The sequence below is a fragment of the Wenzhouxiangella sp. XN201 genome, from assembly GCF_011008905.1.
Classification (GTDB): Bacteria; Pseudomonadota; Gammaproteobacteria; order Xanthomonadales; family Wenzhouxiangellaceae; genus Wenzhouxiangella.
In genome coordinates this window covers 1,065,437-1,091,321 of the sequence record NZ_JAAIVI010000017.1, presented here as the reverse complement: position 1 = coordinate 1,091,321, position 25,885 = coordinate 1,065,437, and the positions used below count along the sequence as shown (strand labels likewise).

Annotated in this window: 22 protein-coding genes; 12 read left to right on the top strand and 10 right to left on the bottom strand. The window is 62.4% G+C overall.

All coding sequences use genetic code 11. The features are described from left to right. The first annotated feature begins 100 nt into the window (after positions 1–100). The 4 genes from G4Y73_RS05355 to G4Y73_RS05340 are packed head-to-tail and all read left to right on the top strand — an operon-like array spanning position 101 to position 4,430. Positions 101–1,849: a thiamine pyrophosphate-binding protein gene (locus G4Y73_RS05355; RefSeq protein ID WP_164230203.1), complete on the top strand. Its 1,749-nt coding sequence runs from the start codon at positions 101–103 to the stop codon at positions 1,847–1,849. Positions 1,850–1,870: 21 nt separating this feature from the next. Continuing rightward, positions 1,871–2,776 (top strand): bile acid:sodium symporter family protein, encoded by a 906-nt coding sequence (locus tag G4Y73_RS05350; RefSeq protein WP_205596485.1) that lies wholly within the window; start codon positions 1,871–1,873, stop codon positions 2,774–2,776. Beyond that, positions 2,773–3,705 (top strand): SDR family oxidoreductase, encoded by a 933-nt coding sequence (locus G4Y73_RS05345; RefSeq protein WP_164230201.1) that lies wholly within the window; start codon positions 2,773–2,775, stop codon positions 3,703–3,705. Before G4Y73_RS05350 ends, G4Y73_RS05345 begins: the two co-directional genes overlap by 4 nt. Continuing rightward, on the top strand, positions 3,705–4,430 hold the full coding sequence (locus tag G4Y73_RS05340; protein WP_205596484.1) for a sulfite exporter TauE/SafE family protein: 726 nt from the start codon (positions 3,705–3,707) through the stop codon (positions 4,428–4,430). The genes G4Y73_RS05345 and G4Y73_RS05340 overlap by 1 nt, the downstream gene beginning before the upstream one ends. Before the next feature lie 151 nt (positions 4,431–4,581). Here the strand turns inward: G4Y73_RS05340 and G4Y73_RS05335 are convergent, their stop codons facing one another. Together G4Y73_RS05335 and G4Y73_RS05330 are read right to left on the bottom strand one after the other, a co-directional pair. Then, positions 4,582–4,962: a hypothetical protein gene (locus G4Y73_RS05335; protein WP_164230199.1), complete on the bottom strand. Its 381-nt coding sequence runs from the start codon at positions 4,960–4,962 to the stop codon at positions 4,582–4,584. Next, positions 4,959–5,984 (bottom strand): nitroreductase family protein, encoded by a 1,026-nt coding sequence (locus tag G4Y73_RS05330; RefSeq protein ID WP_164230197.1) that lies wholly within the window; start codon positions 5,982–5,984, stop codon positions 4,959–4,961. The genes G4Y73_RS05335 and G4Y73_RS05330 overlap by 4 nt, the downstream gene beginning before the upstream one ends. Positions 5,985–6,162: 178 nt before the next feature. Here G4Y73_RS05330 and G4Y73_RS05325 point away from each other — a divergent pair, with 178 nt between their 5' ends. Further along, the gene (locus G4Y73_RS05325) at positions 6,163–6,765 is read left to right on the top strand and encodes an SCO family protein (protein ID WP_164230195.1); all 603 of its coding nucleotides are present in this window, start codon (positions 6,163–6,165) and stop codon (positions 6,763–6,765) included. A 23-nt stretch (positions 6,766–6,788) separates the two neighbouring features. Here the strand turns inward: G4Y73_RS05325 and G4Y73_RS05320 are convergent, their stop codons facing one another. The 6 genes from G4Y73_RS05320 to G4Y73_RS05295 form a co-directional block, all read right to left on the bottom strand. After that, positions 6,789–8,513, bottom strand: a complete 1,725-nt coding sequence (locus G4Y73_RS05320) for a tetratricopeptide repeat protein (RefSeq protein ID WP_164230193.1) — start codon at positions 8,511–8,513, stop codon at positions 6,789–6,791. Between the two features lie 128 nt (positions 8,514–8,641). Next, positions 8,642–9,379, bottom strand: a complete 738-nt coding sequence (locus G4Y73_RS05315) for a di-trans,poly-cis-decaprenylcistransferase (protein ID WP_164230191.1) — start codon at positions 9,377–9,379, stop codon at positions 8,642–8,644. A 45-nt stretch (positions 9,380–9,424) separates the two neighbouring features. Further along, the gene (locus G4Y73_RS05310) at positions 9,425–9,823 is read right to left on the bottom strand and encodes a transcriptional regulator (RefSeq protein WP_164230189.1); all 399 of its coding nucleotides are present in this window, start codon (positions 9,821–9,823) and stop codon (positions 9,425–9,427) included. Beyond that, positions 9,813–10,424: a hypothetical protein gene (locus tag G4Y73_RS05305; protein ID WP_205596483.1), complete on the bottom strand. Its 612-nt coding sequence runs from the start codon at positions 10,422–10,424 to the stop codon at positions 9,813–9,815. Before G4Y73_RS05305 ends, G4Y73_RS05310 begins: the two co-directional genes overlap by 11 nt. Positions 10,425–10,469: 45 nt before the next feature. Beyond that, positions 10,470–10,955: a GNAT family N-acetyltransferase gene (locus tag G4Y73_RS05300; protein WP_164230187.1), complete on the bottom strand. Its 486-nt coding sequence runs from the start codon at positions 10,953–10,955 to the stop codon at positions 10,470–10,472. A gap of 7 nt (positions 10,956–10,962) precedes the next feature. Next, the gene (locus tag G4Y73_RS05295; RefSeq protein ID WP_164230185.1) at positions 10,963–11,364 is read right to left on the bottom strand and encodes a hypothetical protein; all 402 of its coding nucleotides are present in this window, start codon (positions 11,362–11,364) and stop codon (positions 10,963–10,965) included. A 241-nt stretch (positions 11,365–11,605) separates the two neighbouring features. Here G4Y73_RS05295 and arfB point away from each other — a divergent pair, with 241 nt between their 5' ends. The 3 genes from arfB (at position 11,606) to G4Y73_RS05280 (ending at position 15,372) form a co-directional block, all read left to right on the top strand. After that, complete coding sequence (gene arfB / locus G4Y73_RS05290) at positions 11,606–12,022, top strand: alternative ribosome rescue aminoacyl-tRNA hydrolase ArfB (RefSeq protein ID WP_164230183.1); 417 nt, start codon at positions 11,606–11,608, stop codon at positions 12,020–12,022. A gap of 834 nt (positions 12,023–12,856) precedes the next feature. Beyond that, the gene (locus tag G4Y73_RS05285; RefSeq protein WP_164231212.1) at positions 12,857–14,158 is read left to right on the top strand and encodes an amidohydrolase family protein; all 1,302 of its coding nucleotides are present in this window, start codon (positions 12,857–12,859) and stop codon (positions 14,156–14,158) included. Beyond that, positions 14,155–15,372: an amidohydrolase family protein gene (locus G4Y73_RS05280; protein WP_164230181.1), complete on the top strand. Its 1,218-nt coding sequence runs from the start codon at positions 14,155–14,157 to the stop codon at positions 15,370–15,372. Before G4Y73_RS05285 ends, G4Y73_RS05280 begins: the two co-directional genes overlap by 4 nt. 38 nt (positions 15,373–15,410) lie before the next feature. Here the strand turns inward: G4Y73_RS05280 and G4Y73_RS05275 are convergent, their stop codons facing one another. Next, a complete protein-coding gene (locus tag G4Y73_RS05275) occupies positions 15,411–18,158 on the bottom strand; it encodes a diguanylate cyclase (protein ID WP_164230179.1) in 2,748 nt (915 codons plus the stop codon). Between the two features lie 244 nt (positions 18,159–18,402). After that, positions 18,403–19,194 carry a PhzF family phenazine biosynthesis protein gene (locus G4Y73_RS05270; RefSeq protein WP_164230177.1) on the bottom strand — a complete coding sequence of 264 codons (792 nt, stop codon included), beginning with the start codon at positions 19,192–19,194 and terminating at the stop codon, positions 18,403–18,405. A 79-nt stretch (positions 19,195–19,273) separates the two neighbouring features. Between G4Y73_RS05270 and G4Y73_RS05265 the strand changes: the two genes are divergently transcribed. The 4 genes from G4Y73_RS05265 (at position 19,274) to G4Y73_RS05250 (ending at position 25,878) form a co-directional block, all read left to right on the top strand. Further along, a complete protein-coding gene (locus tag G4Y73_RS05265) occupies positions 19,274–20,521 on the top strand; it encodes a threonine/serine exporter family protein (RefSeq protein WP_164230175.1) in 1,248 nt (415 codons plus the stop codon). Between the two features lie 85 nt (positions 20,522–20,606). Then, positions 20,607–22,757 carry an ATP-binding protein gene (locus G4Y73_RS05260; RefSeq protein ID WP_164230173.1) on the top strand — a complete coding sequence of 717 codons (2,151 nt, stop codon included), beginning with the start codon at positions 20,607–20,609 and terminating at the stop codon, positions 22,755–22,757. Continuing rightward, positions 22,754–23,128, top strand: coding sequence for a response regulator (locus G4Y73_RS05255; protein ID WP_164230171.1), 375 nt, complete (start codon positions 22,754–22,756; stop codon positions 23,126–23,128). The genes G4Y73_RS05260 and G4Y73_RS05255 overlap by 4 nt, the downstream gene beginning before the upstream one ends. Beyond that, entirely contained in the window at positions 23,125–25,878 is a 2,754-nt protein-coding gene (locus G4Y73_RS05250) for an EAL domain-containing protein (RefSeq protein ID WP_164230169.1), read from the top strand. Before G4Y73_RS05255 ends, G4Y73_RS05250 begins: the two co-directional genes overlap by 4 nt. Positions 25,879–25,885 lie beyond the last annotated feature (7 nt).

Here is a 25,885-nt window from a genome sequence, read left to right as displayed (position 1 = left end):
TTCGCAAAGCACTTACCCGCATGGCACCGGATATCGCCTACACTGGAATCATCGTAAACTTGCGCGCCGGTGGCGCCACTCGCTGACGAAAAGGACAGGCATGGCCGAACACCACGGCGGCGAATTGATCGCACGCATGCTCCAGGCCGAAGGCGTCGAAAAGGTCTTCGGCATCATCGACGGCACTTACTTCGGGTTCTACGCGGCGCTCGACCGGCTCGGCATCGAAATCGTCACGCCACGCCACGAAACCTGCGCGGCGCACATGGCCGGAGCCTATGCGCGCCTGACCGGGCGGCTGGGCGTGTGCATGGCTTCCAACGGACCGGGTGTCGCTAACCTGCTGCCGGGCCTGGTCGTGGAGCAGGCCGAGGGCAACCGCGTGCTGGCCATCACCAGCGCGCGCCGGCCCGAGATCATGTATCCCGACCGTGGCGGCGCCTACCAGTGCTTCAACCAGGCCGGCGTGATCGGCGAGATCGGCAAGTTCTCACAGGCGGTCTCTTCCTGGGAGCGCGTTCCGGAACAGATGCGGAAGGCCTTCCGCGCCTGCTGGGACGGAAGGCCTGGCGTGGTCCACGTCGACGTGCCCGAAACGATCATGAACGGCAAGTTCAAGTCCCTGCCTGCCCTGTGGGAACCCCGCCAGTACCGCAACTCCGAGCCGACCGCACCCACGCCCGAGCAGGTCGAACAAGCCGCCGAGCTCCTGACCCGCGCCGAAGCGCCAATGATTCACGCCGGCAGCGGCGTGATCCATGCGCAAGCCTTCGACGCACTCGAGCGCGTGGCCGAGCAGCTTCACGCGCCAGTGACCACCAGCTGGGCCGCACGTGGCGTCATCGGCGAAGACTCACCACTGGCCATGCCCATGCCGCACGTCAAGCTCAACCACCAGGTGCGCAACGAAGCCGATACCGTACTGATCCTGGGCTCGCGCGTGGGCGAGACTGATTGGTGGGGCAAGCCGCCCTACTGGCGCAAGCCGGCCGAGCAGACCACCATCCAGGTTGACCTGGATGCCCGCATGCTGGGCCTCAACAAGCCCACTGACCTGGCCATCCAGGCCGATATTGGCAAGTTCCTGGATGCCCTGGCACGGGCACTGACCGATCGCAAGTCCGCGAACATGGAAGCCCGTCGCAAGCGGGTCGCCGGCTACGGCAAATCACTCGAATCCGACCGGGCCGACTGGAATAAGGCGCTGGATGACGACTCGGTGCCGATGCACCCGGCGCACGTGGCCGCCACCTGCAACGAAGTTTTCGATGCTGACTCACCCATCGTCGCCGACGGCGGCAACACCGCCATCTGGGCGATGTTCTATCACCGTGCCCGGATACCCAATCGCGTGCTGTCGACCTTCAAGTTCGGCATGCTCGGCGCCGGCGTCGCACAAGCCCTCGGTGCGGCTGTTGCCCTAACCGACAAACCGGTTTGCTGCATTATCGGCGATGGCGCCTTCGGCTTTCATCCGCAGGAAATCGAAACCGCGGTGCGCAACAAGCTGAAAGTGGTCTACGTCGTGCTCTGCGACAAGCAGTGGGGCATGGTGAAAATGAATCAGCAATTTGCACTCAAGCCGCTGAAAACCCTCATGTTCAAGTCACTCAAGCCGGAAGAAACCATCAAGGCCGACCTGGGCGAGATCGCTTTCGACAAGGTGGCCGAGGCGATGGGCGCCCACGGCGAACGGGTGGCCGACCCGGCCGATCTGAAAGGCGCACTACTCCGGGCGATCGAGTGCGACGGCTGCGCCGTTGTCCACGTCGATGTCGACCCCGTCAAGCACATGTGGGCGCCGGGACTGATGCACTTCAAGAAGATGCACGAAGAACCGAAAGGCTAGGTAAAAGGGGACCAGAACTCGGTGCGCTTCGATCCTGACAGCCTGATCCTGCTCAACGCCATCCTCGCACTGATGATGTTTGGCGTGGCGCTGAGCCTGCGCCCAGCAGACTTTAGCCGTGTGATCCGTACACCGGTCGCGCCGGCTGCCGGCCTGGTCGCGCAGTTCCTGCTGCTGCCCGCGGCGACCTGTGCGGTCACCTGGCTATTGCGACTCGAACCCGAGATCGCCCTGGGCATGATCCTGATCGCGGCCTGCCCGGGCGGCAATTTCTCCAACATCATGACCTTCATGGCGCGCGGCTCGGTGGCCGTGTCGGTGTCGATGACGGCGGTTTCAAGTGTCGCCGCCATCGTGCTGACACCGCTCAATTTTGCCTTCTACGGCTGGCTCAATCCCTACACCCGCGAGTACCTCACCCAAATCAGCATCGATCCCGGCAATATCCTGCTACTGGTCGTTCTGGTGCTGGGTATTCCACTGGTGCTGGGGATACTCACCGGCCAACACTGGCCAAAGCTCGCCGACAAGAGCGAGAAGCCACTGCGGGTGTTCTCACTTGTGGTTCTGCTGGCTTTCGCCGGAATCGCTTTCGGTATGAATTTCAATACGTTCCTGGAGGAATTTCAGACTTTTGTCTGGCTGGTGATCGGCCATAACCTGCTCGCCTTCTTCCTCGGCTTCGGCATGGCCAGCCTGTTCAAGCTCCCCGACGCGGACCGGCGCGCGGTGACCATGGAAGTCGGCATCCAGAACTCTGGCCTGGGCCTGGTCATCCTGTTTACTTTCTTCCCTACGGCCGGCGGCATGCTTCTGATCGCGGGGTTCTGGGGTGTCTGGCACCTCATAGCGGGCATCGCCCTGTCGCAGTTCTGGGCCCGACGCCCGCCGGACGAAACGCCACAACCGGTTGTCGGCATGTCATGAGCAAGCGCATTCTCATCACCGGTGCCGCCGGCTACATCGGACACCAGCTCGGCAATCGCCTGGCCCACGACTTCGAGGTTTTTGGGACCGATATACGGAAGCGCGAGGACTTGAGCTTTCCGCTGCAAGTACTTGATATCCGCTCACGTAGCCTGGCCGAAGTCATGCACACCCACGCCATAACGCACGTCGTCCACCTGGCTTCCGTGTTGCAGGGCTCCAACGACCGTCAGCACGATTTCGACATCGACGTCGGCGGTACACGCAACGTAGTCCAGGCTTGCATTCAGACGGGCGTAGTGCACCTGACCGTCACCAGCTCGGGCGCGGCCTATGGCTACCACGCCGACAATCCCGACTGGATCGACGAGGACGATCCCTTGAGGGGCAACGAAACATTCGCCTACGCCGACCACAAGCGTCGCATCGAGGAAACGCTGGCGCGCTACCGCAAGCTCCATCCCGAACTCAAGCAGCTCGTCTTGCGCCCAGGCACCGTACTGGGCAATGACACCCGTAACCAGATCACCGCCCTGTTCACCGCCCGCCGTATCCTGGTCTTGAAAGGTCATGACTCGCCCTTCGTCTTTATCTGGGACGAAGACGTGCTGAACATCCTGGAGAAAGGCATCCGCGAAAATGCCGAAGGCATCTACAACCTGGCCGGCGACGGCGCGCTGGACATGCGCGAAATCGCCCGCCGCCTGCGAAAGCCCGCGCTCACCCTGCCCGTCGGCGTCGTCAAGACCGGGCTGCGAATCGCCAAGTGGCTGGGCAAGCCAACCGGACCGGAGCAAATCGACTTCCTGCGCTACCGTCCAGTGCTGTCCAACCGCCGCCTAAAGGAAGAGTTCGGTTACACCCCGCAGAAGACCTCGGCCGAGGCCTTCGACTACTTCGCCCGGCACCTCGGGAGAGACCGTCGCTGATGCTGCCGGTGATCTGGCTGGGTATCTGCATTCTGGTTTCGTCGACTATCGAGGCCATCACCGGCTTCGGTTCAATCGTCATCGCCCTGGCCCTGGGCGCCCTCCTGCTGCCGATCTCGGCCATGTTGCCGATCCTGGTGCCACTCAATATCTTCATGACCGGCACCATCGCCTGGAAGAACCGCCACCACATCGACAAGACATTACTGCTGAAACTCGTCCTGCCCCTGATGGCCGCCGGCACCGTCGCCGGCTACCTGCTGCGCCCCTGGCTGGGTGAGAACCTGCTAAAAATGCTGCTCGGCAGCCTGATCGTGTGGTTCGCCCTGCGAGAACTCTGGCGTCTGTGGCGCCACGTCGCCAGCCATCCCCATTCGAAATGGCTCAGCCGCGTTCTCACCTTCGCCGCCGGCATCACCCACGGTTTGTTCGCGTCCGGCGGCCCGCTGCTGGTTTATGCAATGGCTGGGACGAAGCTCGACAAGGGCAGCCTCCGGGCTACGCTGGTGACCGTGTGGTTCAGTCTGAATGCCGGACTGACGCTGGTGTTCTTGTTGGACGGCACGCTGATTCCCGTGTTGCCCCGAGTGGCGATCTACCTGCCCGTCCTCGGCGTCGGCTACTTACTGGGGGACTTCCTGCACCACCGCCTGGACGAACGACGGTTTCGGCAGTTGGTGTACATGCTGCTGGTAGCTACCGGATTTGCGCTGATCGCGCGATAGGCAATAAAACACATGGCCCGATGACGCTATTACGCTTTCGCGCACGCCCCACTCGTAAGGGCTACAAAGTCGCAGGACGTTGGCAACTTTCTGAGATTTTAAGTGCCTGGTAGACCATTCGGGCTGCGACATGCTCGAGTGGATTCAGAAATCACATCCAGACATGAAAAATGGCTGGCATGACCAGAATCCAGACCAGGACCAGCAGCCACAAACGCCCTTTGAAAACGTTGTAGTCGCGGAGGAGCTTGTTCCAGGAATGGCCGACCGCGTAGTGCCCGAAGCCGAACTCGAAGGCGACGGTCGCGGTCAACCAGACCACACCCACCCACCAAGCCTGCGCCAGCGATTCCAGGGGCCACAGCCGACTCACGCCCCACACGAGCAGGCCGGTGAAGATGATGGCCGTGACCGTCGAGACCTGATGGGCAACGAGTTCGGGCAAGCGGCGGCCATAGGTGTACTGCCGAAGCATCCCGTTTGCAACGCCCACCGCGGCGAGCAGGAACCAGCAAAGAAGGTACTGGATCACCGGCTATCGCCCCCTCGAACAATGACGTCATCAACCGGCCGTCTCGGGGATCTTGGCATTTCCGGACCACGGCCGATACGGACGACCAGGTCGGGCCGGCGCTCGCCGAGACCCAGGAACTGCGCAAACTCCGATCGCAAGGCCGCGACTTCGACCGGCTGGTTGATGAAGGCGTTGCGCAGGCCGAGCGCCGTCGCCTGCAGTGCCAGGCGCTGGTAGCAGCGGCCCGCTTCGATCCAGTGTTTCTTGTCGTTCGACTCGGAGTGAATCACGGCTATGGCAGACGAACTCATGATGTGCTTGTGATCCTTGGCGTTCTGCTTGTCGGCGGAAAAACCGAAGTGCATCGCAATCCGGCCCAGCCATCGGGGCACGCTCGGGCTGCCCATCACCGGCCCGTACAGACCGTCCCCCGAGCTGGCGGCCTCGCGGCTGTTGAAGCGAATCCAGGTCACGAGCTCCCGCTTCCATTCGGAATCGTCGAACTGCGTCTTGTTACCCCGGGCGACAAATTCCGCGATTGTCTCCATTCGATCGCGATCGGTAATCAGCATGACTGACACACCCTCGCCCTGCCCGGCCTCGACGAGCTTGCTCAGCTCGTCGTCGCTCAGTGCCGATCCGTCGTACCCGGTGCGGCTACACTGACGTTCCGGAATCGCCGCAAACAAATCGGATCGCAGGGGTGCGGTTGCTTCGAACTCGAGTCTGACGCCCGATGAAGCCGCATCGTAGCTGCACCGCCCCGACAGTCCCGCAGCCCGCCCCGCGATCAAAAGATTCTCGGCGGCACAGCCGAGGCTGGCATAGAGGTGGTGATCGTCAGGATCGACCGCGGGGCAGCGCCGGTTCAGATCCGGAAGAATGCAGATGGCGTCTTCCTCTCGCTTGAACAGCCACGGCTGCGTGTTGTGACTGGATGCCGCAAGCGTTGCATAGCCGATGAGCGTCTTATCGTCTCTGGCCGCTTCACCGATGGCGCGGTGGTGCGAGGTTTCATCGGCCCGCGTGGTGTAGTTCATGTCACCCTCCCATGATGAATCAATAGCAACTTCAGTATGCGCCCGGAGAACGACAACTCGTTGACGGGAGTCAATCCGGACTTCAGCATGCCGAGCACGACAAATGCGCTACGCCGAGGCGGACAGAGCGTCAAAACACGTACAATCTACGCAGTCACAACTGCGCCAAGGTATCGCCGTGAAAACTCAACGCGCCCTGCTCTACCTTGCCGCGGCTTGCCTGCTGGTCGGTGGCTGTTCCGGGAGCGGCGAGCCGCCTACAAAGCTATTGCACGCCACCATGTTCGACGAACCGCGCGCCGTAGCCCCGTTCCACATGAGCGACCAGCACGGCCGCGACTTCACGAACGTTGAGCTGCGGGGTAATTGGAATGTTCTCTTCGTCGGCTTCACGCACTGCCCGGACGTCTGCCCCAGCACCCTGGCCTTGCTGGACTCGGTGCAGAAGCGCGCGGGTATCTCGCCTGAGCGGCTGCGCACCGTTTTCGTCAGCGTTGATCCCGAACGCGACACGCCTGAAGTCCTGGCCGAGTACCTGGCCCATTTCAATTCCGAGTGGACTGCTCTGACCGGGAAGAAAACAGAACTGGACCGCCTTTTGGACAGCCTCGAACTAGCCTACGTGCGTGTACCAACCGGGAAGGGCGAATACACCATGGATCACTCTACTGCGCTGGTGCTGATCGATCCCGGCGGCCACATGCGCGGCTATTTCACCGCACCGCTGGATGCCGATGCGCTGGCCGAAGATCTCGGCAGGGTTGCCCGGGCCGGGCGCTGAGGGCGCCGCGGCCCGAGACTGGTTCAGAAGCGCGAACTCGTCAGGTTCACGTCGGCCTGGGCCCATGCGGCCTCGAAGCGGGCTTCCACTTCTTCAGCTTCGCTGTCCCGGCCCTGGGCCCGCAATGACTCGGCCAGACCGTAGAGCGACCAGCCGTTTTCCGGATTGCGCCTGAGCTCGGCACGATAGGCTTCTTCTGCATCCTCCGCGCGCCCTGCGTCCAGCAGCACGGCACCCAGGGTATGGCGCACCGGCGCATGCCAGCCCGGCGGCTCGTCATAAGGCAGGTCGTCCTCGATATCGCGGGCCGTCTCCAGCGCGGCCACTGCCGTATCCAGGTCGCCACTGCCATAGGCGAGTTCGGCGGCCAGCGTGCGCTCGGCCACGCGCACACCGTGGATCAGCGAGTATCGCTCCCACATCATGAGGCGCTCGATGGCAGGGTCGGTGCTTGCTGCGACCAGCGCCTCGTGATGGGTACGCGCGTCGTCCTCACGGCCGCTTCGCACCGCCGCCATGCCCTGTGCGTAGTGCCACATGGCCTGCATGTACGGCAGGTCGTCGGCCGGTTTCGGTTCCGCCGCGATCTCGTCCCACAGGCCGAACCGCACCTTGGCAAGCAATGGCGTTAGCGCAAAGTTCTGCATACCCTCGAACCCCGGCGCACGCATCAGGTCCGGATCACTGGTACGCGCGTGAGTTTCCTCTGCGGCAGCCAGGGCAACCTCGCTTGCGCCTTCCATGCTGGCGGCGAACCACAGAAAGTGGTGGTTGTGCGGCACATAGCCCAGCGGATAAACACCGGGGCCAGGTCGGCAGGCGGCCAGGTAGGCGTTGTCCGCTTCCACCGCCTTCTGGTTGGCGATCACTGCATCGTGATAGCGCCCGACCCGGGCGTAGATATGCGCCGGCATGTGGACCAGATGACCCGAGCCGGGGATGAGCGTTCGCAGACGATCGGCGGCAACCACACCGCGTTCGGGCTCTTCGGACGCTTCAACGGCGTGAATGTAAAGATGCAGCGCACCGGCGTGGTTCGCATCCCGCTCGATCACGCCTTCCAGCACGGACACGATCTCGGTGATGCGACCGCGGGGCTGGCCGTCCATGGACCAGTAATCCCAGGGTTGCAGGTTCATCAGCGATTCTGCGTAGAGCGTGGCGGCATCCAGGTCGTCCGGACGCGCGGCCACCAGTTCGGCCATCGCATCAGCGTAGGCCTGGTCGAGCCCGCTGCGGTCTTCCGGCGGGTTCTCGGCATAGCGTGCCGACAAGGCCCGAATGTAGGCCTGCTGCCATTCCGGCGCATCACCGGCCACGGCCTGTGCCGCCTGCAGTCGCTCCCAGGCGGCCTCGTTGTTGGCCGGGTCCATACCCGCATTGACATGCGGCCCGAGCACCAGCGCCGAACCCCACCAGCACATGGCGCACTGCGGATCCAGTTCGGCGGCCTTCAGGAAAGAGCGTTCGGCGGCCTGGTGGTTGAAGCCGTAGGTCAGCATCAAGGCCTGGTCGAACCACTGCTGGACTTCGGGATTTGAAGCGCCGATCGACCGACTGTAATCACCCAGGCCGTCGAGCAGCGTGGCGCCGACCGGTGCCAGTTCAGGCAGATAGGCAGTGGATTCTTCGGTGTCAGTAGCTGGTGGATCGTCGGCAGGCGCGTCGGAAGGCGAGTCGGAAGGTGAACAGCTCGCGATCAGGAAAACGAGAAATGCAGCAAGGGGGAACCTTAAATACTTTTTCATGACGGCAATACTCCCTTCCCCCCAAAAGCTTTTATATACGCCTGCTTCCGGGAACTGTCAATCGCGCGTCCTGGCGTTGCAGCCCAGCCAACGTAGGAAATTCCAACCAGATTGCCAGCCGACCGAGGTCATCGAACTTGGGACGACAGCAGTGCCGAGGTCCGTGCGATATGCTCGACGTCACCAAAGCGACGCTGGCGCCGGCTGAATTCGGCGACCGCGGCGGCAAGCGAATCGCCATTGAAGTCCGGCCACGCCACCTCGGTGAAGTAAAGCTCGGCGTAGGCACTCTCCCAAAGCAGGAAGTCGCTCAGCCGCTGCTCGCCGCCGGTACGAATCATCAAATCCACGTCCGGCACGTGCCGGTTAGCGTCAGGTGCCAGCCGCCGCGCCAATTCGGCACGTGTGCCAGGGCCGTGCGCGGCCGCCCGCGCGATCGATTCCCGCGAAGAGTAGTCGATGGCCAGGCGGAGACGCAGTGCATTGCCCCCGACAGTCGCCCGCTCAGCCGACTTGATGGCGTCGCACACACGTGCAGGCAGACGGTCACGCCTGCCCAGAATCTCGACGGACACATCGTTCTCAATACAGGAGTCCAGCTCCTTGCGCAGATATTTCTCCAGCAGCCGTAGCAGTGCACGCACTTCCGGTGCCGGCCGCTTCCAGTTGTCGGAAGAGAACGCATAAAGTGTCAGCGTGTCGATTCCGTGCGCCGGGGCCGCCTCGACTACGCGCCGGACCGCCGTCGCCCCGGCACGGTGGCCGGCACTGCGCGGCAGCCCGCGCCTCTGTGCCCAGCGACCGTTGCCATCCATGATGATCGCAACGTGCAATCTGCCGGATTCACTCCTTCCACTTTGTGACATAAAGTTGCTCTCCGCAGTGGTTCGCAGCCGGTCTGGCGCGTGGGTTCAGCCCTTACGCACCCGACTGATCAACGATTCCATATGGTCGAGATATTCGTTCAGCGCTTTGCGTCCGGCCTTCGTGAGCCGGTACTCGGTATGCGGCACGCGGCCGACAAACGATTTTTCGCAGGTAACGAAGCCCGCCTCTTCGAGACGCCGGGCGTGTACGCTCAGATTGCCGTCGGTGATGTCGAGGAGGCGCTTGAGGTCGTTGAAACTCATCGATTCCGCGCCGGCCAGCACACTGACGATGGCCAGCCGCACTCGCTCGTGAATGACGCGGTTGAACTGCACCGGAATGCTCCGAGCTATGCCCTTGCTGCGCCGCGCTGGCGTCGCGCAGGTGTCGCCTTCTTGCTCGTGCACTGCTGTGTGTTTGGCTGACTGGCCCTTAGCCACCATGCCGCCTCGCAATCAACAGCCCAAACCCGATATGCAGTCCCCCGAACCCGGCCGCCAGCCAGCCGTTGGCCCACGCCGCCGGGGTCGCCAGCGCAAGCGCGCCCAGCACCATGAAACCGATGCCCATCAGCGGCACCGCACGGACCGAGAAGGTCCCGGCAGTGGTCACCGCAGCGCCGTAGGACAGCAGCCATAGACCCGGTAGCAGCTCGAGCGTGCCGTGAGCATATAACGCCGCCGTCAGGGCCACGGCCGCAGCCACCGGCGGAAGGAAACTAAGCAGAAATTTGCGTCCCGGCCCCGTGCGCAAAGGCACACCGGCTCGCTTCGCCTTCCAATACAGCGTGCCCGCCGCGATCAGGCTGGCGAAGGCCGCAGTCACCAGCCAGACAGACAGCCAGCGCTCAGGCGTCGTCTGCCAGGAAGCCAACAGCGCCGCAACCCCGCCTGTCACGCCGATTGCGACCCCACCCCAACCCGGCACCGCCGTGAACGCCCCCGCCCGCTCCATGGTGTCTCGGATGAAGCGCAAGTCGTCCATGGCGCGATCGTGCAGCGCAACGGGCGACTTTGTCGAATCACGGCGAAGTGACATGTTCATGGGCACTATATAGCCGGGGCTTAGAGTTATGTCAAGTACTTTATACTATAAAGTCTGCCTTTGGAGCCGGTAGCAAACTTCAGTCTCACTCTTCATACCATCCCTTTCCCATCCTTGAGCAGCATAGAACCGGTCCGCCCGCGTATTCACCATGGTCAGCAATGACACCTCCTCATTCCCCAAGGAGAACAACCAATTGGTTGCGAGATTTAGGAGCCCCCTTCCTATACCCTGGCCCTCGAATGCCGGCAGCACGAATAGCGCCCATATGGAAGAATCCATCTTCGCCGCGTAAGAAAAGCCCACCACCTGCCCTTGCACCTCACAGACCCAGCCGCGCCCCAGGGGGCCATGATATTGCTCGCACATCTCGGCGGTCACCTTCGAAGGATCCGAGAGTTCATTCTCCGTCACCAGAAATCGAATCTCCATAATCCTGGGAATATCGGATAGCAGCGCCTCTCTGAACACCAATCCACGTGACACAACGACTCCCTCTGCAAGCCATAACGCCGACGGCGAGTCGCTCATCACAGAGCTAAATCGCCGCAATGACCCCGAAAAGCACAATTCCAGTACCGATAAGCACGAAGGGCGTTCCTATCGATGACACCTTGTTACCAAGCGACTTCTCTGAAAAAGCATCTTCCACGCCCTGTAGCCAGTTTATGACCATACCGAGGTCGAACAAAACAATGCCACTCAACAAAAGAGTCGCCGCTACTGTCTCGACACCAGGCGACAAGTCCGAAAAACCAATTGCGACCGTCATCGCCAACAGTAACGCGCCCTGTATTATCGCTGCCAGATGTGCCGCAAACAGGTACCGGGGCGCCCTCGGAGACCGGCTGCGCGTCACGGCCATTGGAATGCCCAGCAGGAAACCGAATGACAGAACAATCATTCCGCCCACAATGAAAATTTGAGTTGCGTTATCCATGTTGCCTCCCTCCTGACAAAGTCACTCTTGCGTGCAGGATTACAGCTTCAGTTCATTCCTTCGTGAGATGCTACCAACCCAAGACTCTCAGCAAAAGCCTACCGCCCCTGGCCTTGATGTGCCCGTTGCCAGCTGCACGAGGATGCCTCCTGGCAGCTTCGATAGAGCGACATTCGCTTCCGCCATTGGCGAGATTCCGGCTCGGGGCCGCGACGACAAACTGGGGAGTTACCATGGCGACATGAGCGAACTGCGACACCTGCCTCCGGAGAATGAACTGGAGGAAAAATTCATACTGGCCGGCGGCCCGGGAGGACAACACGTCAACCGGACCGAGACGGCCGTACAGTTACGCTACAACGTGGTTGCCTCCGGCTTCCTTCCCGAACCGGTAAAGCTTCGCCTGCTGGAACTGGCCGGCCACCGCGCCGACAACGAAGGCGTAATCACGATCGAGGCCAAGAGCCATCGCAGCCAGCACCGCAACCGCGAGGAAGCGCGCGAGCGGTTAGCCGAACTGGTCGAGAAGGCATATCACAAGCCGAAGAAGCGCATTCCTACGCGGCCGAGTCGTTCAGCGAAGAAGCGCTGGAAGAAGAAGAAGCAGCGCCACAAGGAGATCAAGCGGGCGCGGAAGCCGCCTCGTATTGATGAGTAGCCTCGTGGTTTTGCTGTCACTGGGTTGTGTATTGCTAACCGCTAGGTTGGCGGCTTCGACAAGTCAAAGGCGGTTTCGCCCGGCTTGCTTCGCAAGCTCTTTGGGCGAGTAACTTTTGTCAGTCGCGACAAAAGTCACCAAAAACGCTCTTAGAAGACGCGGTTGTGCCGCAGGACCTGGTAACTTCAGGGCTTAACGGAGATACCGCTTCTGCCTTCGCGATCACTCGGTCGTCAAGCATGGTGTTTTCGATAAAGTCCGGGCGTAGCCCACACCCACACAGCACGACCTCGATCGGGGTCGGCTTCGATAAATGATGGAACAGAGACCGGAGGTGGTACGCCACTCGAAGTCGTGGTGCCAGATGCGGGCCGCTGCAGGCGTCATCGCAAGCCAGCATGTTCCGCAGCCGGGCCCAAGCAAAGCCCCAGTCACAGTCCGTGAAGCCACTCCGCTCAAAGAATCTTGAGACGTAACCGCCTGCTTTTAAGCGCGCTTTTTGGTTACTTTTTTCGCGCGGGAAAAAAGTTACCCGCCATCAGCCTGCGTAGCAGGCGGGCGGAACAGAAGTTGACTTGTCGAGGCTCGCACAGCGACCCGTGGCAACAGCCAATCCAGTGTAGACGCAGCACTTGCGAAGCAAGCCGGGCGAAACCGCCTTTGAAGTGTCGAAGCCACCACAGCGACCCGTGGCATCAGCCAACCTGGCGGCAATAACGCACAACCCAGCGGCAGCAAAGAAATGAACCCATTTGGCAGTGCCAATTGCATTGGCGCCTTGCTTCTGCCATTTTGTAGAACTTCCCCAGCGATCTGAAGGAGACAATCTTGAGGATGCTTTCACACGGGCTGGCGGCAACATTGCTGCTGGTCTCAATATCGTCTGCCGCCCTGGCCGACACGCGCGCCTTTGTCGGCGCGAAGATCATTCCTATCGATGCCGATCCGATCGACAACGGCGCCCTGGTCGTCGTCGACGGCCGAATCGATGCCGTCGGAAGTCGGGACGATATCCGCATTCCGGATGACGCCGAAGTGATTGAATTCGAATCCGATACGGTCATCATGCCCGGCATCGTCGACACCCACAGCCACGTCGGCGAAGTGTCCGGCGGCGACCGCTCGGGGCCGATCCAGCCCGAGGCACGGGCACTCGACTCGATCAACGTACGCAGCTCCGGCCTCAAGCGCGCGCTGGCCGGTGGCATTACCTCGGTCAATGTCATGCCCGGCTCCGGCCACCTCATCAGCGGCCAGACGATCTATCTCAAGCTGCGCGAGGGCCAGGCCGTCACCGACCTGGCCTACCGCCGCGACGACGGCGAGGTGCTCGGCGGCCTGAAGATGGCCAACGGCACCAATTCCATGCGCGAGCCGCCGTTTCCCGGCACGCGCGCCAAGTCGGCCGCGCTGGTGCGGGCCCAGTACATCAAGGCGCAGGAGTACGCCGAAAAGCGCGCCAGCGCCGAAGATGACAACGGCCCGGCACGCGACCTCGGCCTGGACGCATTGGTCGAAGTGCTCGAAGGAAAGCGCATGGTGCATTTTCATTCGCACCGCCACGACGACCTCATGACCGCCCTGCGCCTGAAAGAGGAATTCGGCTTCCGCATGGTGCTGCACCACACCTCCGAGGCCTACCGCGTGGCCGACGAGATTGCGGCCGCCGATGTGCCGGTCTCACTGATTCTCGTCGACAGCCCGGGCGGCAAGCTCGAGGCGAGGAACCTGCTGGCCCGATCCGCTCCGGCGTTGGAACAAGCCGGTGCGAAAGTCGCCCTGCACACCGATGACTGGGTGACCGACTCGCGCTATTTCCTGCGCATGGCGGCCATGGCCGTGCGCGCCGGCATGTCGCGTGAGGCCGCGTTGCGATCCCTGACCCAGGCGGGTGCCGACATGCTCGACATCGGCGACCGTGCCGGGTCCCTTACGCCCGGCAAGGACGCAGACTTCGTCATTCTTTCCGGCGACCCCTTGAGCGTCTACACACGCGTTCTCGAAACCTGGGTCGAAGGCGAGCGCCGCTTCGACCTCGACGACGAGGATGACCGTCGAGTGGCCGAAGGCGGCTTCAATGCCCTGAGTGACGACGATGGACACGGCCATATCCACGGCCACGGAGGTGAACAATGAAGAACCTCATCGCAACGTTGGCCCTGCTGGCCTTCAGCCTGCCGGCCGCAGCACAAGACATCGCTGTACGCGCCGGCACTCTGCATATCGCGCCGGGTGAATCCGTGACAGATGGCGTGGTCGTGATTGTCGACGGCAAGATCAGCGCCGTCGGGCCAGTCGCCGAAACCGACATTCCCGAAGACCTGATGACCATTGAGGTGCCTGTGGTCACCCCGGGCCTGATCGACGCACGCTCGACCGTCGGCCTGTCGGGCTATCTCAATCAGCCTCATGATCAGGACCAACTGGAACGCTCGGACGCTATCCAGCCGGAACTGCGTGCCATCGATGCCTACAACCCGCACGAGAAGCTGGTCGAATGGCTGCGCGAGCACGGCATCACCACCGTCCAGACCGGGCACGGGCCCGGCGAGGTCGTGGCCGGGCAGCTTCTGATTGCCCGCACCACCGGAGATACCGTCGACGAGGCAATGATAGAGCCGGTTTCAGCCCTGGCGGCTACGCTCGGCGAGGGCGCCACGCGTCACGACCGCAAGTCCCCCGGCAACCGCTCCAAGGCGGTCGCACTGTTACGCGCCAAGCTTTACCAGGCCATGGAATATCGCGACAAGCGCGAGTCAGCCGAAGAAGACAAGCAGCCGCCGCGCGATCTCGGGCTCGACGCCCTAGTCGACGTTCTCGAAGGTGAGATTCCACTGATCATCGAGGCCCACCGTCACAGCGACATCATGACCGCCATCCGCCTGGCCGATGAGTTCGGATTCCGACTGATTCTGGCCGGCGCCAGTGATGCCCACCTGCTGGTCGACGAGATTCTCGAAGCCGACGTGCCGGTCATCATCCATCCGACCATGTACCGCTCGCGCGGCAGCAGTGATTACCAGCACATCTCGTTTACCACCGCGGCGAAGCTGATGGATGCGGGTATCGAGGTAGCAATGCAGTCCGGCTTCGAGGGCTACGTCCCGAAGACGCGTGTGGTGCTGTTCGAGGCGGCTATGACCCTGCCCTACGGCGCCAGCTTCGACCAGGCGCTGGAGCTGGTCACCACCGCCCCGGCGCGCATCCTGGGGATCGATGAACGGGTCGGCAGCCTGGAAGTCGGCAAGGACGGCAACCTGGCCCTCTTCGACGGCGACCCGTTCGAGTACACCACCCACGTGCTGGGCACGGTCATCGAGGGCCGGCGGGTGAGCGAAAGACGGCGCTGAGCCACCGCCCGGCGCCGCGCTTCAGTCCGGGTGAATGATCAGGCCATTTCCTCGGCGGTCACGATGCGGCCGCGACCGCCGCGTTTGGCCTTGTACAAGGCGGCATCGGCACGGCGGATCAGTTCATCGATGCCGTAGGGGACCGAGTCGCGGCTGATTTCCGCCGACACCGTGCCGATACTGGCCGAGATGTCGACGGTCCGCTGCCGGTCGACCTCCACCGGCCGCTGGGCCAGGATGTCGAGCATGCGCCGGGCCGCCTGGAGCGCGCCCTGGCGATCGGTGAACGGCAGCACCATGGCGAACTCCTCGCCGCCGTAACGGGCCAGCGTATCGGCCTTGCGCGCGGTGGTCAGCAACCGACGCGCCGTCTCGGCCAGTACCCGGTCCCCGGCCTGATGCCCGAACCGGTCGTTGACCTCCTTGAAGTAATCCAGATCGAGAATGATCAGGGACAAGGGCGTCGGGTTCGGCGAGCGCAGCAGCAGCTCCCATTCATGCCGCAGGCGGGTCAGGAAATGACGGCGATTGAATAAGCCGGTCAGCTCGTCCGTGATGGCCAGTTGCTTGAGCTGGCGATTCTTGTCTTCCAGTTCACGGGTGCGCTGGGCCACCAGCGCCTTGAGCTGGCGGCGCTGACGGTCGATGCGCCACAGGCTCAGGCGAATACCGCCCCAACCGGTCAAGGCCAGCAGCAATACGCCACTGCTCCAGGCCAGCGGATGCCCCCACCACGGTCGTGCCGTTTCAAACCGGAAGGATGCCGGCGACTCCGACCAAACCCCGTCGTCGTTGGCGGCGATGACCTGGAACTCGTAGCGGCCGGCACTCAAGCTGCCGTAACTCACACTTTCATCCTCGGTAGGCGCCGACCAGTCCTGATCGTGCCCCAGCAGGCGGTATCGATAGCGCACGCGTTGCTCGTCTCGAAAGCTGTTGGCTGCGAAGTGAAATTGAACACCCTGATCGGCATGAGGCCGTACCTCGTCCCGGGCAAGAGGCTCCCCGTTACCGCGCCGAGTGGCGGTCACGACGACTTTGGGTGCGAGCGTATTGCTGAATTCGTCCTGTGGGTCGAAGCGGACCAGGCCCCGACTGCTGCCGAACCATAGTTTGCCGCCGGCTGCCGCGGCAGCCGTGGCGCTGCCTTCCAGATCCGGCAGTCCATCCCGATCGGTATACAGGCGCCTTTCCCCACCCTGCGGATAAAAGCGGAGCAGGCCACGATTACCGTACAACCACACGCGATCACGCTCGTCGACCAGCAGATTCCAGATGAAGTCGTCGTGGATACCCTCCGGACTCCGCAGGAACTGCTCGGCAGACAGGTCGGTACCGATCCTGAACGCGCCGTCGCCGTTGCTGGCCGCCCAGACCCGGCCGTCCGAATCAAGGCCGAGATCCCACACCGTCTGATCGGTCAACCCGGCCTCGGCGTCAAGATGGACCAGGCCACCATCGGGTTGCCTGACGACCACGCCGCCGTCGCGCAGCGCGAACCAGATGCGCCCGTCGCCATCCTCGATCATTCGCAGCACAAAGGCCTGATGCAGCTGCGCGGCTTTCGGCCGTTGCAGGCGTTCACCGTCGAATGTCCGCACGCCCCCCGCCGTTCCGATCCACAGTGTCCCATCCCGGGCCAACAGCAGGGAAGGCACGTAGGCCTTCGGCAAACCGCGGGCCCCGTCAAGCCGCCGATCAACGCGGCCACGGTCGTAGAAGAAAAGGCCGTCGTCGGTCCCGATCCAGGCCTGATCCCTGGCTAACGGGGCCAGCGAATAGATGCGCTGGCCGGACATTGCAGGATTCTCGGCCGGGTGCACCAGCCACTCTGCCGCGTGCGGATCACGCACCGCCAAGCCGGCACGCGTCCCCACCCACAAAGTGCCGTCCGGTGCTGTTGCCAGCGCCCGCACGAAAGGATGCGGCAGACCGTGACGCTCGTCGAAGCTGGCAATCGGGCCCGGCGCGAGTTTGCTCAGTCCCCCCTGGTTGCCGAACCAGACGTTGCCTTCGTGATCCACGACAATGGTATGGACAACCCCGTCCAGCAACCCGGCACGCTCATCGACCACCCTGAAGCGACCGTCGCGTTCCTCGAGTGCGCCGCGCTGCGTCCCGTACCAGATCGTCCCATCCGTGCCGCGTTCGATCGCGCTGAAGGGTGCGGCCACGAAGGCCTCGGGCACACCCGGGTATCGCTCGGTCCGACCGCCAGCCATTCGATACAAGCCACGATCGGTGGCCACGCGCAAGCCGTCTTCGCCGGCCAGCAAGGCGGTGACCTGCCGGCCGGGCAAATGTACCGGCCCGAAACCGTCCTCGGCCAGCCGGACCAGCCCCGATTCGGTTCCAACCCAGATTCGGCCTGCACGGTCGGTCGCCACACTCAGCGCCTGATCCACGGGCAGACCGTGGCCGGAAGCGAACTGTCGAACGTCACGACCGTCGAGGCGCACCAGTCCGCGCTCGGTCGCCGCCCACAGGATGTCATCACCATCGACCAGCAATTGATTGACGTAGCCGCTGGCCAGTGGTCCTTCGCGGAACGGACAATCGAAGCGCGATGTCTCGATTTCGAAATAGCACAGCCCGCGACCGGTAGCCGCCACCAGCCGATTCCCGCCGTCGACAACCAGGTCGAGGATGGTGTTGGAATTCAGGCCTTCGCGGGTGGTAAAGGTGGTGAATTCGCGGCCATCAAAGCGGCTTGCACCACCGAAAGTACCCAGCCACATGAAACCCTGCGGTCCCCGTGCCACGGCCAGCACTTGTCGTTGGGGCACGCCGTCGACCGTAGAATAGTGATGGAAATTACGCTCCTGTGCCGGCGCACTGACCAGCCACAAGCATAGACAGGAAGCGACCCACCGCAACGCTGCGGCAGCGCTCTCCCGCCTGGAACATGTCCCCATGGTCGATTCCCTTCCCATAAAACAGGGCGTTGACCCTTGCGTGCAGCATAGCGGCTTACGTCCCGGAACGCACATCACACGGATATCACGATGCCGAAACCGGCGCCATGAATCCTCACAACCGGTCGGGAATCAGGATTTCTCCCTTCAGGTAATCCACCGCTCGGCCGGAGAGCACCACCCGACCATGGCCGACCTCGCAGCCCAGGCAACCGCCTCGACGTGAAAGCTGCCTGGCGCTCAGGCACTGCTTGCCGAGACGGGCCGCCCAGTACGGTGCCAGTTCGCAATGCGCTGACCCGGTAACCGGATCCTCATTGACCGCCAGTGCGGGAAAGAAGCAGCGGCTGACGAAATCGGCCTCGTTGCCCGGTGCCGTAGCCAGCACACCACGACGATCGAGCCCGGCCAGGCGGGAAAAGTCCGGCACAAGTTCACGGATATCCGACTCGCGCTCGAACACGGCGACGTAGTCCGCGGCCGCCAGCACCTCTGCCGGAACCGCACCGAGACCCGAAAGCAGCTCATCAGGCGCATCGACGGCTTCGGGAAGACTCGCCGGAAAATCCATACGCAGGCTGCCCTCGCTTCGCCTTACCCGCAGTTCACCGCTACGGGTGTCGAAAACGATTTCCTCGCCGTCGTACCCGAGATGCTTGTACAAGACGTGGGCGCTGGCCAGGGTGGCGTGGCCGCACAGATCCACTTCCGCCGCGGGCGTGAACCAGCGCAATCGGTAGCCATCGCCCTCGGGCACGAAAAAGGCGGTTTCCGACAGATTGTTCTCATTGGCGATAGCGCACAGCAGATCATCGTCGAGCCATTCGGCCAGCGGTACGACGGCGGCCGGATTGCCCTCGAACAGCTTTTCGGCAAAGGCATCGACCTGGTAGAGCTCGAGTCTCATTGTCGGGATTCCGGGTGGGCGCCTGCCACGCATTATGCGACACTTGTTCCGGGATTCCAGCACGCCGGACAACGACGCCTTGACTGACCAGCCGGACGATATCCTGGGCGACGAGCAGCCCTACGCCTCCGACCGCTACGCCCGCCTGGTGCTCAACCTGGGCCGGGCCCTGTTGCATGTCGGCTCGCCGGCCCACCGGCTTGAGTCATCCATGCAGATCATGGCCGAACGCCTCGGCCTGCAGGCCGAGTTCTTCTCCACCCCGACTTCGCTGATCGTCTCGCTTGGGGACGGCGAGAAGCAGCAAACCTTCCTGGCGCGTTCCGATCCGGGCTCGGCCAACCTGAGCAAGCTTGCCGACCTGACGGAGGTGATGGAAGAACTGGCCGAGGGCCGGATCGATCCGGAAACGGCCGACGAACGTGTGCGCGCCATCGATGCTGCGCCACCGCTCTACAATCGCTGGCTGCAGCTGGCCGCTTTCGTGCTGATTGCCGGCGGCGTGGTGCCTCTACTCGGCGGTGGATGGCGTGAAGCCCTGCTGGCCGTACCGCTCGGTCTGGTCACCGGCCTGACCGTGGTGTGGATGAGCCGCCATGTCGAGCGTGCCCGCCTGATCAATCCCATGGTGGCGACGATCATCACCTTCCTGGGCACGCTCTGGTGCGGCTACGACGCCCAGACCGCATTGATGCCGGCCATTCTCGCCGCCATGATCCCCCTTCTGCCCGGTATGGACCTGACCACTGCGGCTCGTGAACTCTCCACCGGCCATCTGGTTTCCGGGTCGTCGCGGCTGGCCTTTGCCGTAACCATCTTCGCGCTGCTCACCTTTGGCCTGGTGCTGGGCTCGATCAGCGCCCGGGCAATCGTGGGCGAGGTCGGCCTGATCGATCCGGCACCGCAGCCGATATGGCTGCCGCTCGTCGGCGTGCCGATTGCAGCGATGGGCCTGATGATGCTGATCCAGGCGCATCTGCGCGATTGGATCTGGATTCTCGGTGTGACCTGGGTGGCCTGGATGGGGGCTGGCTTCGGCGATTGGCTCGAAGCGCCCGTGATCGGCGCTTTCATCGGGGGCCTGGCTGTGGGCCTGGCCGGCAACCTGTATGTGCAGCTCACCAGCCGGCCTTCGTCGATCCTGCACATCCCGGGGATGATCCTGCTGGTGCCCGGCTCGATCGGGCTGAGAAGTCTGGCTGTGCTGCTCGGCGACGACGTCGTCGCCGGCCTCGAAACCGCCATTCTCGCCGGGGTGATCGCCGTTGCCCTGACCACCGGAATGATCCTGGCCAGTGTCCTGATTCCGCCCAGAAATACCTTGTAGGGCAGTCAATTGCATTCATGGCGGCCACAGACCAATTGCCGTATGCTGGTCATCCGCTTCCGCTCTGGCGCAGGAGGGCGCCCAGGTGGACGATAACAAGCAGGCACGGTATCGCCGGCCCCACGTTGAAGCGGGCCGAAGGCTGCGACAGGGGGTGGTGGTCGCCCTCTCGCTACTGCTTTGCCTGCCATTCCCCGCACTGGCAGACCAATCACCGGCACTTTCGGTCACCAAGCAGTCGGTTCAAGTCGGCATCTACGCCAACAGCCCCAAGGTGGGCCTCGGCGAGGACGGCCGACCAGAAGGCATTTTCGTCGATATCATCGAAGCCATTGCCGAACGTGAAGGCTGGCAGCTGGAATACGTACCCGGCAGCTGGCAGGAGGGCCTCAATAGACTGAGCACGGGGCAAATCGACCTGATGCCCGATGTCGCGCGAACGGCCGATCGCACTCAGCTCTTTGCCTTCCATGACGAACCGGCCCTGTCGAGTTGGCACCAGGTCTACGCGTCGCCGAACAGCGGCATCCGTTCGATCATCGATCTCAATGGCCGTTCGGTCGCAGTGCTCGACGGATCAGTCCAGCAATCACAACTCGAGAACATGGTCGAGGGCTTTGGTATTGCGGTGAAATTACTGCCCTTCCGCGATTTCGGATCGGCCTTTGCCGCTGTTCATTCGGGCCAGGCAGATGCCGTGGTCACCAATCGGTTTTACGGCGAGCATCACGCCGATGACTTCGGCCTGGAAGACACGGCCGTGATCTTTGCGCCCTCGCGCCTGTTCTTTGCCGCACCCCTGACCGGACGGGTGCACCTGCTCGAGGCCATCGACCATCACCTGATCGCATTCAAACAGGACCCGGACTCACCCTACTATGCATCGCTCGAGCGCTGGACCGACAACCCGCCCTTGACCACCTGGCCGAACTGGCTGCCCGCCGCCGCGGCAGCCATCGCCATCATGCTTGGTGGCGGTTTGGCGCTGGTTTTGGTTCTGCGAAATCAGGTCCGGGCGAAAACGCACCAGGTTTACACTCAGGCGCGCGAACATACCCGGCAGCTCGAGCGGCGTGTGCACGACCGAACGCGTGAACTCAGCGAGACCTCGACATTCTTCCAGGCCCTGATCGACCAGATTCCGAGCCTGATCTACTACAAGAACAACCAACTGCACTTCACGGGCTGCAACAAGGCCTACGAGCAGGCATTCGGCATCAGGCGCGAGGAAATCGTCGGCAAGACCGTCCATGACCTGGAGTTCGTCTCAACATCTGACGGTCGAAAATTCGAACTGGAACAGAAGCGGCTGCTTGAAAGTGGTGGTCAGATTCGGCGCGAGGTCACACTGGATTTCGCCGACAGCACGCGCCACGAGATGCTCTACTCCGCAGCGCGTATTATCGGCCCCGAGGAGCAGCCACTGGGTATCGTCGGCCTGCTGGTCGACATCACCCACCAGAAGCGGGTCGAGGATCAATTGGCCGTGGCCCGGGACAAGGCCGAGGCGGCCGATCGCCTCAAGTCGGCATTTCTTGCCACCATGAGTCACGAACTCAGAACCCCACTCAATTCCATCATCGGGTTCACCGGCATTCTCCTGCAGGAATTGGCGGGCCCCCTCAACGCGGAACAAAGCAAGCAGCTCACAATGGTGCGCAACAGTTCCGAACACCTGCTGACCCTGATCAACGACATTCTCGATATCTCACGCATCGAGGCCGGGGAGATGACGCTCTCCAGCGAACCCTTCAGCTTGCTGGAGTCGGTCGACAAGGTTATCGAAATCATTCGGCCACTGGCTGAGCGAAAGAACATCACTCTCGAGATCGATCGGAGAACCGACCCGGGCGATCGTATGGGCGATCTGCGCCGGGTCGAGCAGATCCTGTTCAACCTCATCGGCAATGCGGTCAAGTTCACGGACTCGGGATCGGTGAAGATCACGATCGATACCGACGACAGCGAAGGCGAGGAATCGGTGATCATCGCCGTCCAGGACTCGGGTATCGGTATTCGGGAGCAGGACTTGCAGAGCCTGTTCCTACCTTTCCGCCAGATCGACTCGACGCTTTCAAGGAAACATGAAGGCACCGGTCTGGGCCTGGTGATCTGCAAGCGGCTGACCAGTATGATGGATGGTGAGATCCGGGTTTCCAGTCGTTGGGGTGTAGGTACCACATTCACGGTCGAACTGCCGCTCGCAGCCGCGGCTGCAACCGGGGAAGAGGCATGAAAGGGAAGATCCTGCTGATCGAAGACAACGAGCAGAACGCCTACCTGGCGTCTTACCTGTTGAGCGCGCGCGACTGGCAAATGGTCTGCGCCAGCGACGGTCAAACCGGCATCGAAATGGCTGCCAGCGAGCAACCGGACCTTATCCTGCTCGATATCCAGCTCCCCGGCATGGACGGCTACGAGGTCGCGCGCGAGTTGCGCCGGATGCCCGAAATGGCGGAGACTCCCATTGTGGCCGTGACATCCTATGCCATGCCCGGCGATCGTGAGAATTGTCTCGCCGCCGGCTGCACGGGATATATCGAAAAGCCCATCGACCCCGGCAATTTCGCCGACCGGGTCGAAGCGTACTTGGAGACCAGCGGATGAAGCGGATACTGGTCGTTGACGATCACGACGAAAACCGCTACCTGCTGCGGTCGTTGCTGAGCGCCAACGATTTCGAGGTCGAAGAGGCCGAGAATGGTGCCGTGGCGCTGGATCTCGCGCGCAAACACCCGCCAGACCTGGTTATCAGCGACCTGCTGATGCCCACGATGGACGGTTATACATTGCTGCGCGAGTGGAAAGCCGACCACCGGCTCTCGACAATTCCCTTCGTCGTCTACACGGCCACCTACACCCAGTCCGAGGACGAACGTCTGGCGCGCGATCTCGGTGCCGATGCCTTCCTGATCAAGCCAACCGAACCGGTCGTATTCCTCAAGCGCCTGGACAAGGTGCTCACTACAGCCGACAAGCGCGAGCAACAGCCGCGCAAGCCAGTCACGCAGGGTGCCGAGGCGGACCGGCGCTACAGCCAGGCCCTGGTGCGCAAGCTCGAGGAACGCAGCGCTGAGCTGGCCCAGCGTTTCGAGGAACTGCAGCTGGCCAAGGTACAGATCGAGCGGCTCAATCGGCTTTACTCAGCCCTGAGTGCCATCAATCAGCTCATCGTCCACACCAGTTCGCAACAGGAATTGCTGGACGGCGCCTGCCGGATTGTCGTCGAACGAGGCGGTTTCACGCTTGCCTGGGTCGGCCTGTTGGAAGAAGACGGCAAGACCGTGCGGCTTGCTGCCCGGCACGGCGGCGACGACGAGATCTTCAACCGGGCGGGCCCGTTCGTGGCCGAGCCGCCGTTCAGGACTCCAGGAGAAATCGCCATCGGCGAGGCCCGGAATTTCCTGAGTAACGACCTTTCTGCCGAACCCTCTATCAGCTCTATTCAGCCACTGCTCAAGGAGTACCAACTCCGTTCGGCAGCTGCGTGTCCGCTTTATGCCAATGGCCGAATCATCGGTGCGCTCTGTCTGTACGCGAGTGAAACCGGCTTTTTCGACTCGTCGCTGACCGGGCTGGTCGAGGAAGTGGTCAGCGATCTTTCCTATGCACTCGAGAACTATCACCGTGAGTCCATGCGCCAGGAGGCAGAAGCCAGCCTCAAGTCGGCCGAAGAATTCAACCGCCTGAGCCGGCGTGCCATTGAAGCATCTCCAAACGGCGTGATGATCACCTCCGCCGATCCATCCGACGATGCGCCCCTCGTCTACGTCAACAGTGCTTTTGAGCGGATCACGGGATTCAGCCGCGACGAAGTCATGGGCCGCAACCCCCGGTTTCTGTATGGCAATGATCGTGACCAGCGAGGCCTGATCACGATTCGCAATGCCATCAATAATCAGCACGAAGGTGAAGCGGTGTTGCGCTACTACCGCAAGGATGGGACGCTGTTCTGGAACGAACTGACCATCGCGCCGGTGTTCGACGACGAGGGCGTGGCGACGCACTTCGTCGGCATCATCAACGACATCACCGAACGCAAGCAATACGAAGAACAGCTCGAGCGCCAGTACAGCCAGGACACCCTTACCGGGGTGGCCAGCCGCAACCTGCTTCAGGACCGTGTCGAACAGGCAATTACCGCCGCCCGAGAAACGCAGCATCACCTCGCCCTGCTGTTCATCGATCTCGATCAGTTCAAGCGCATCAACGACAGCCTCGGCCGCAGCGCCGGCGATAGCGTACTGCGCGAGGTCGCTGAACGACTGCGCGGTACGGTTCGCGCGCGTGACACCGTGGCCCGGATCAGTGGTGACGAATTCGTAATCCTGATCAACGATATCGAGGAACGCAGCGACCTCCCGGGACGCGCCACCGCCATCCTGAGAGTGCTGGAGGCACCATTCCAGGTGGCAGGTCGCGAGATGAATATCACCGCCAGCCTGGGCATTGCCATCCACCCGGGTAACGGCGACGACTACAACACCCTTCTCAGAAATGCCGATATCGCCATGTATCGCGCCAAGCAGCTCGGCGCAAACAACTTCCGCTTCTATACAGAGGACATGAACGAGGCAGCGCTGCAGCGTGTGGATATGGAATCGACCCTGCGGCGGGCAGTCGAAGACAAGAGAATGAGGCTGCATTACCAGCCGGTAATCGAGCTTGCCACCGGCCGCGTGGTCGGCGCCGAAGCACTCCTGCGCTGGGAGCACGAAGGCAGGATGATCCCGCCCGACGAGTTCATTCCGCTGGCCGAGGAAACCGGGCTGATCATTCCGCTCGGTCGCTGGGTGCTTGACGAAGCAGCCCGCCAGTCGCGAGCGTGGCATGATGCCGGTCTCAATCTGGTCGTGGCGCTCAATCTTTCGGCGCGCCAGTTTCGTGACCCCGGCCTGAGTGAATACATCCATTCGTCACTCAAGAAGGCCGCGCTTCCTGCCTCGGCTCTGCGTCTGGAGATTACCGAGAGCGTAGTCATGGACAATGCCGAAGAAGCCGCATCTATCCTGCGTGAACTCAAGTTGCTAGGTCTGGGAATTTCCATCGACGACTTTGGCACCGGCTATTCTTCGCTGGCCTATTTGCGCCGCTTCCCGATTGACCAATTCAAGATCGACCGCAGCTTCATCCATGACCTGCACGACCACAGCGAAGCAGAGGCCATCGTGGTAGCCATCATCCGTCTGGCCCGTAGTCTCGGCCTGGGAACCGTGGGCGAGGGTGTTGAAACCCGTGCCCAACGAGACTATCTTGCCGAAGCCGGCTGCGACCTGGCACAGGGCTTTCTCTACAGCCCGGCGCTTCCGGCCGATGAGTTCGCACCCTGGATCGAGAAATTCGAAGCGGATGACTGAGCCGGTC

What these genes read in the sequence shown, in the direction of transcription:
- G4Y73_RS05355 (WP_164230203.1), top strand. Translation starts at nt 101, where the DNA reads ATGGCCGAACACCACGGCGGCGAATTGATCGCACGCATGCTCCAGGCC.
- G4Y73_RS05345 (WP_164230201.1), top strand. Translation starts at nt 2,773, where the DNA reads ATGAGCAAGCGCATTCTCATCACCGGTGCCGCCGGCTACATCGGACAC.
- G4Y73_RS05340 (WP_205596484.1), top strand. Translation starts at nt 3,705, where the DNA reads ATGCTGCCGGTGATCTGGCTGGGTATCTGCATTCTGGTTTCGTCGACT.
- G4Y73_RS05330 (WP_164230197.1), bottom strand. Translation starts at nt 5,984, where the DNA reads ATGAACTACACCACGCGGGCCGATGAAACCTCGCACCACCGCGCCATC.
- G4Y73_RS05320 (WP_164230193.1), bottom strand. Translation starts at nt 8,513, where the DNA reads ATGAAAAAGTATTTAAGGTTCCCCCTTGCTGCATTTCTCGTTTTCCTG.
- G4Y73_RS05315 (WP_164230191.1), bottom strand. Translation starts at nt 9,379, where the DNA reads ATGTCACAAAGTGGAAGGAGTGAATCCGGCAGATTGCACGTTGCGATC.
- G4Y73_RS05310 (WP_164230189.1), bottom strand. Translation starts at nt 9,823, where the DNA reads ATGGTGGCTAAGGGCCAGTCAGCCAAACACACAGCAGTGCACGAGCAA.
- G4Y73_RS05305 (WP_205596483.1), bottom strand. Translation starts at nt 10,424, where the DNA reads ATGAACATGTCACTTCGCCGTGATTCGACAAAGTCGCCCGTTGCGCTG.
- G4Y73_RS05300 (WP_164230187.1), bottom strand. Translation starts at nt 10,955, where the DNA reads ATGAGCGACTCGCCGTCGGCGTTATGGCTTGCAGAGGGAGTCGTTGTG.
- G4Y73_RS05295 (WP_164230185.1), bottom strand. Translation starts at nt 11,364, where the DNA reads ATGGATAACGCAACTCAAATTTTCATTGTGGGCGGAATGATTGTTCTG.
- arfB (WP_164230183.1), top strand. Translation starts at nt 11,606, where the DNA reads ATGAGCGAACTGCGACACCTGCCTCCGGAGAATGAACTGGAGGAAAAA.
- G4Y73_RS05285 (WP_164231212.1), top strand. Translation starts at nt 12,857, where the DNA reads ATGCTTTCACACGGGCTGGCGGCAACATTGCTGCTGGTCTCAATATCG.
- G4Y73_RS05280 (WP_164230181.1), top strand. Translation starts at nt 14,155, where the DNA reads ATGAAGAACCTCATCGCAACGTTGGCCCTGCTGGCCTTCAGCCTGCCG.
- G4Y73_RS05270 (WP_164230177.1), bottom strand. Translation starts at nt 19,194, where the DNA reads ATGAGACTCGAGCTCTACCAGGTCGATGCCTTTGCCGAAAAGCTGTTC.
- G4Y73_RS05255 (WP_164230171.1), top strand. Translation starts at nt 22,754, where the DNA reads ATGAAAGGGAAGATCCTGCTGATCGAAGACAACGAGCAGAACGCCTAC.
- G4Y73_RS05250 (WP_164230169.1), top strand. Translation starts at nt 23,125, where the DNA reads ATGAAGCGGATACTGGTCGTTGACGATCACGACGAAAACCGCTACCTG.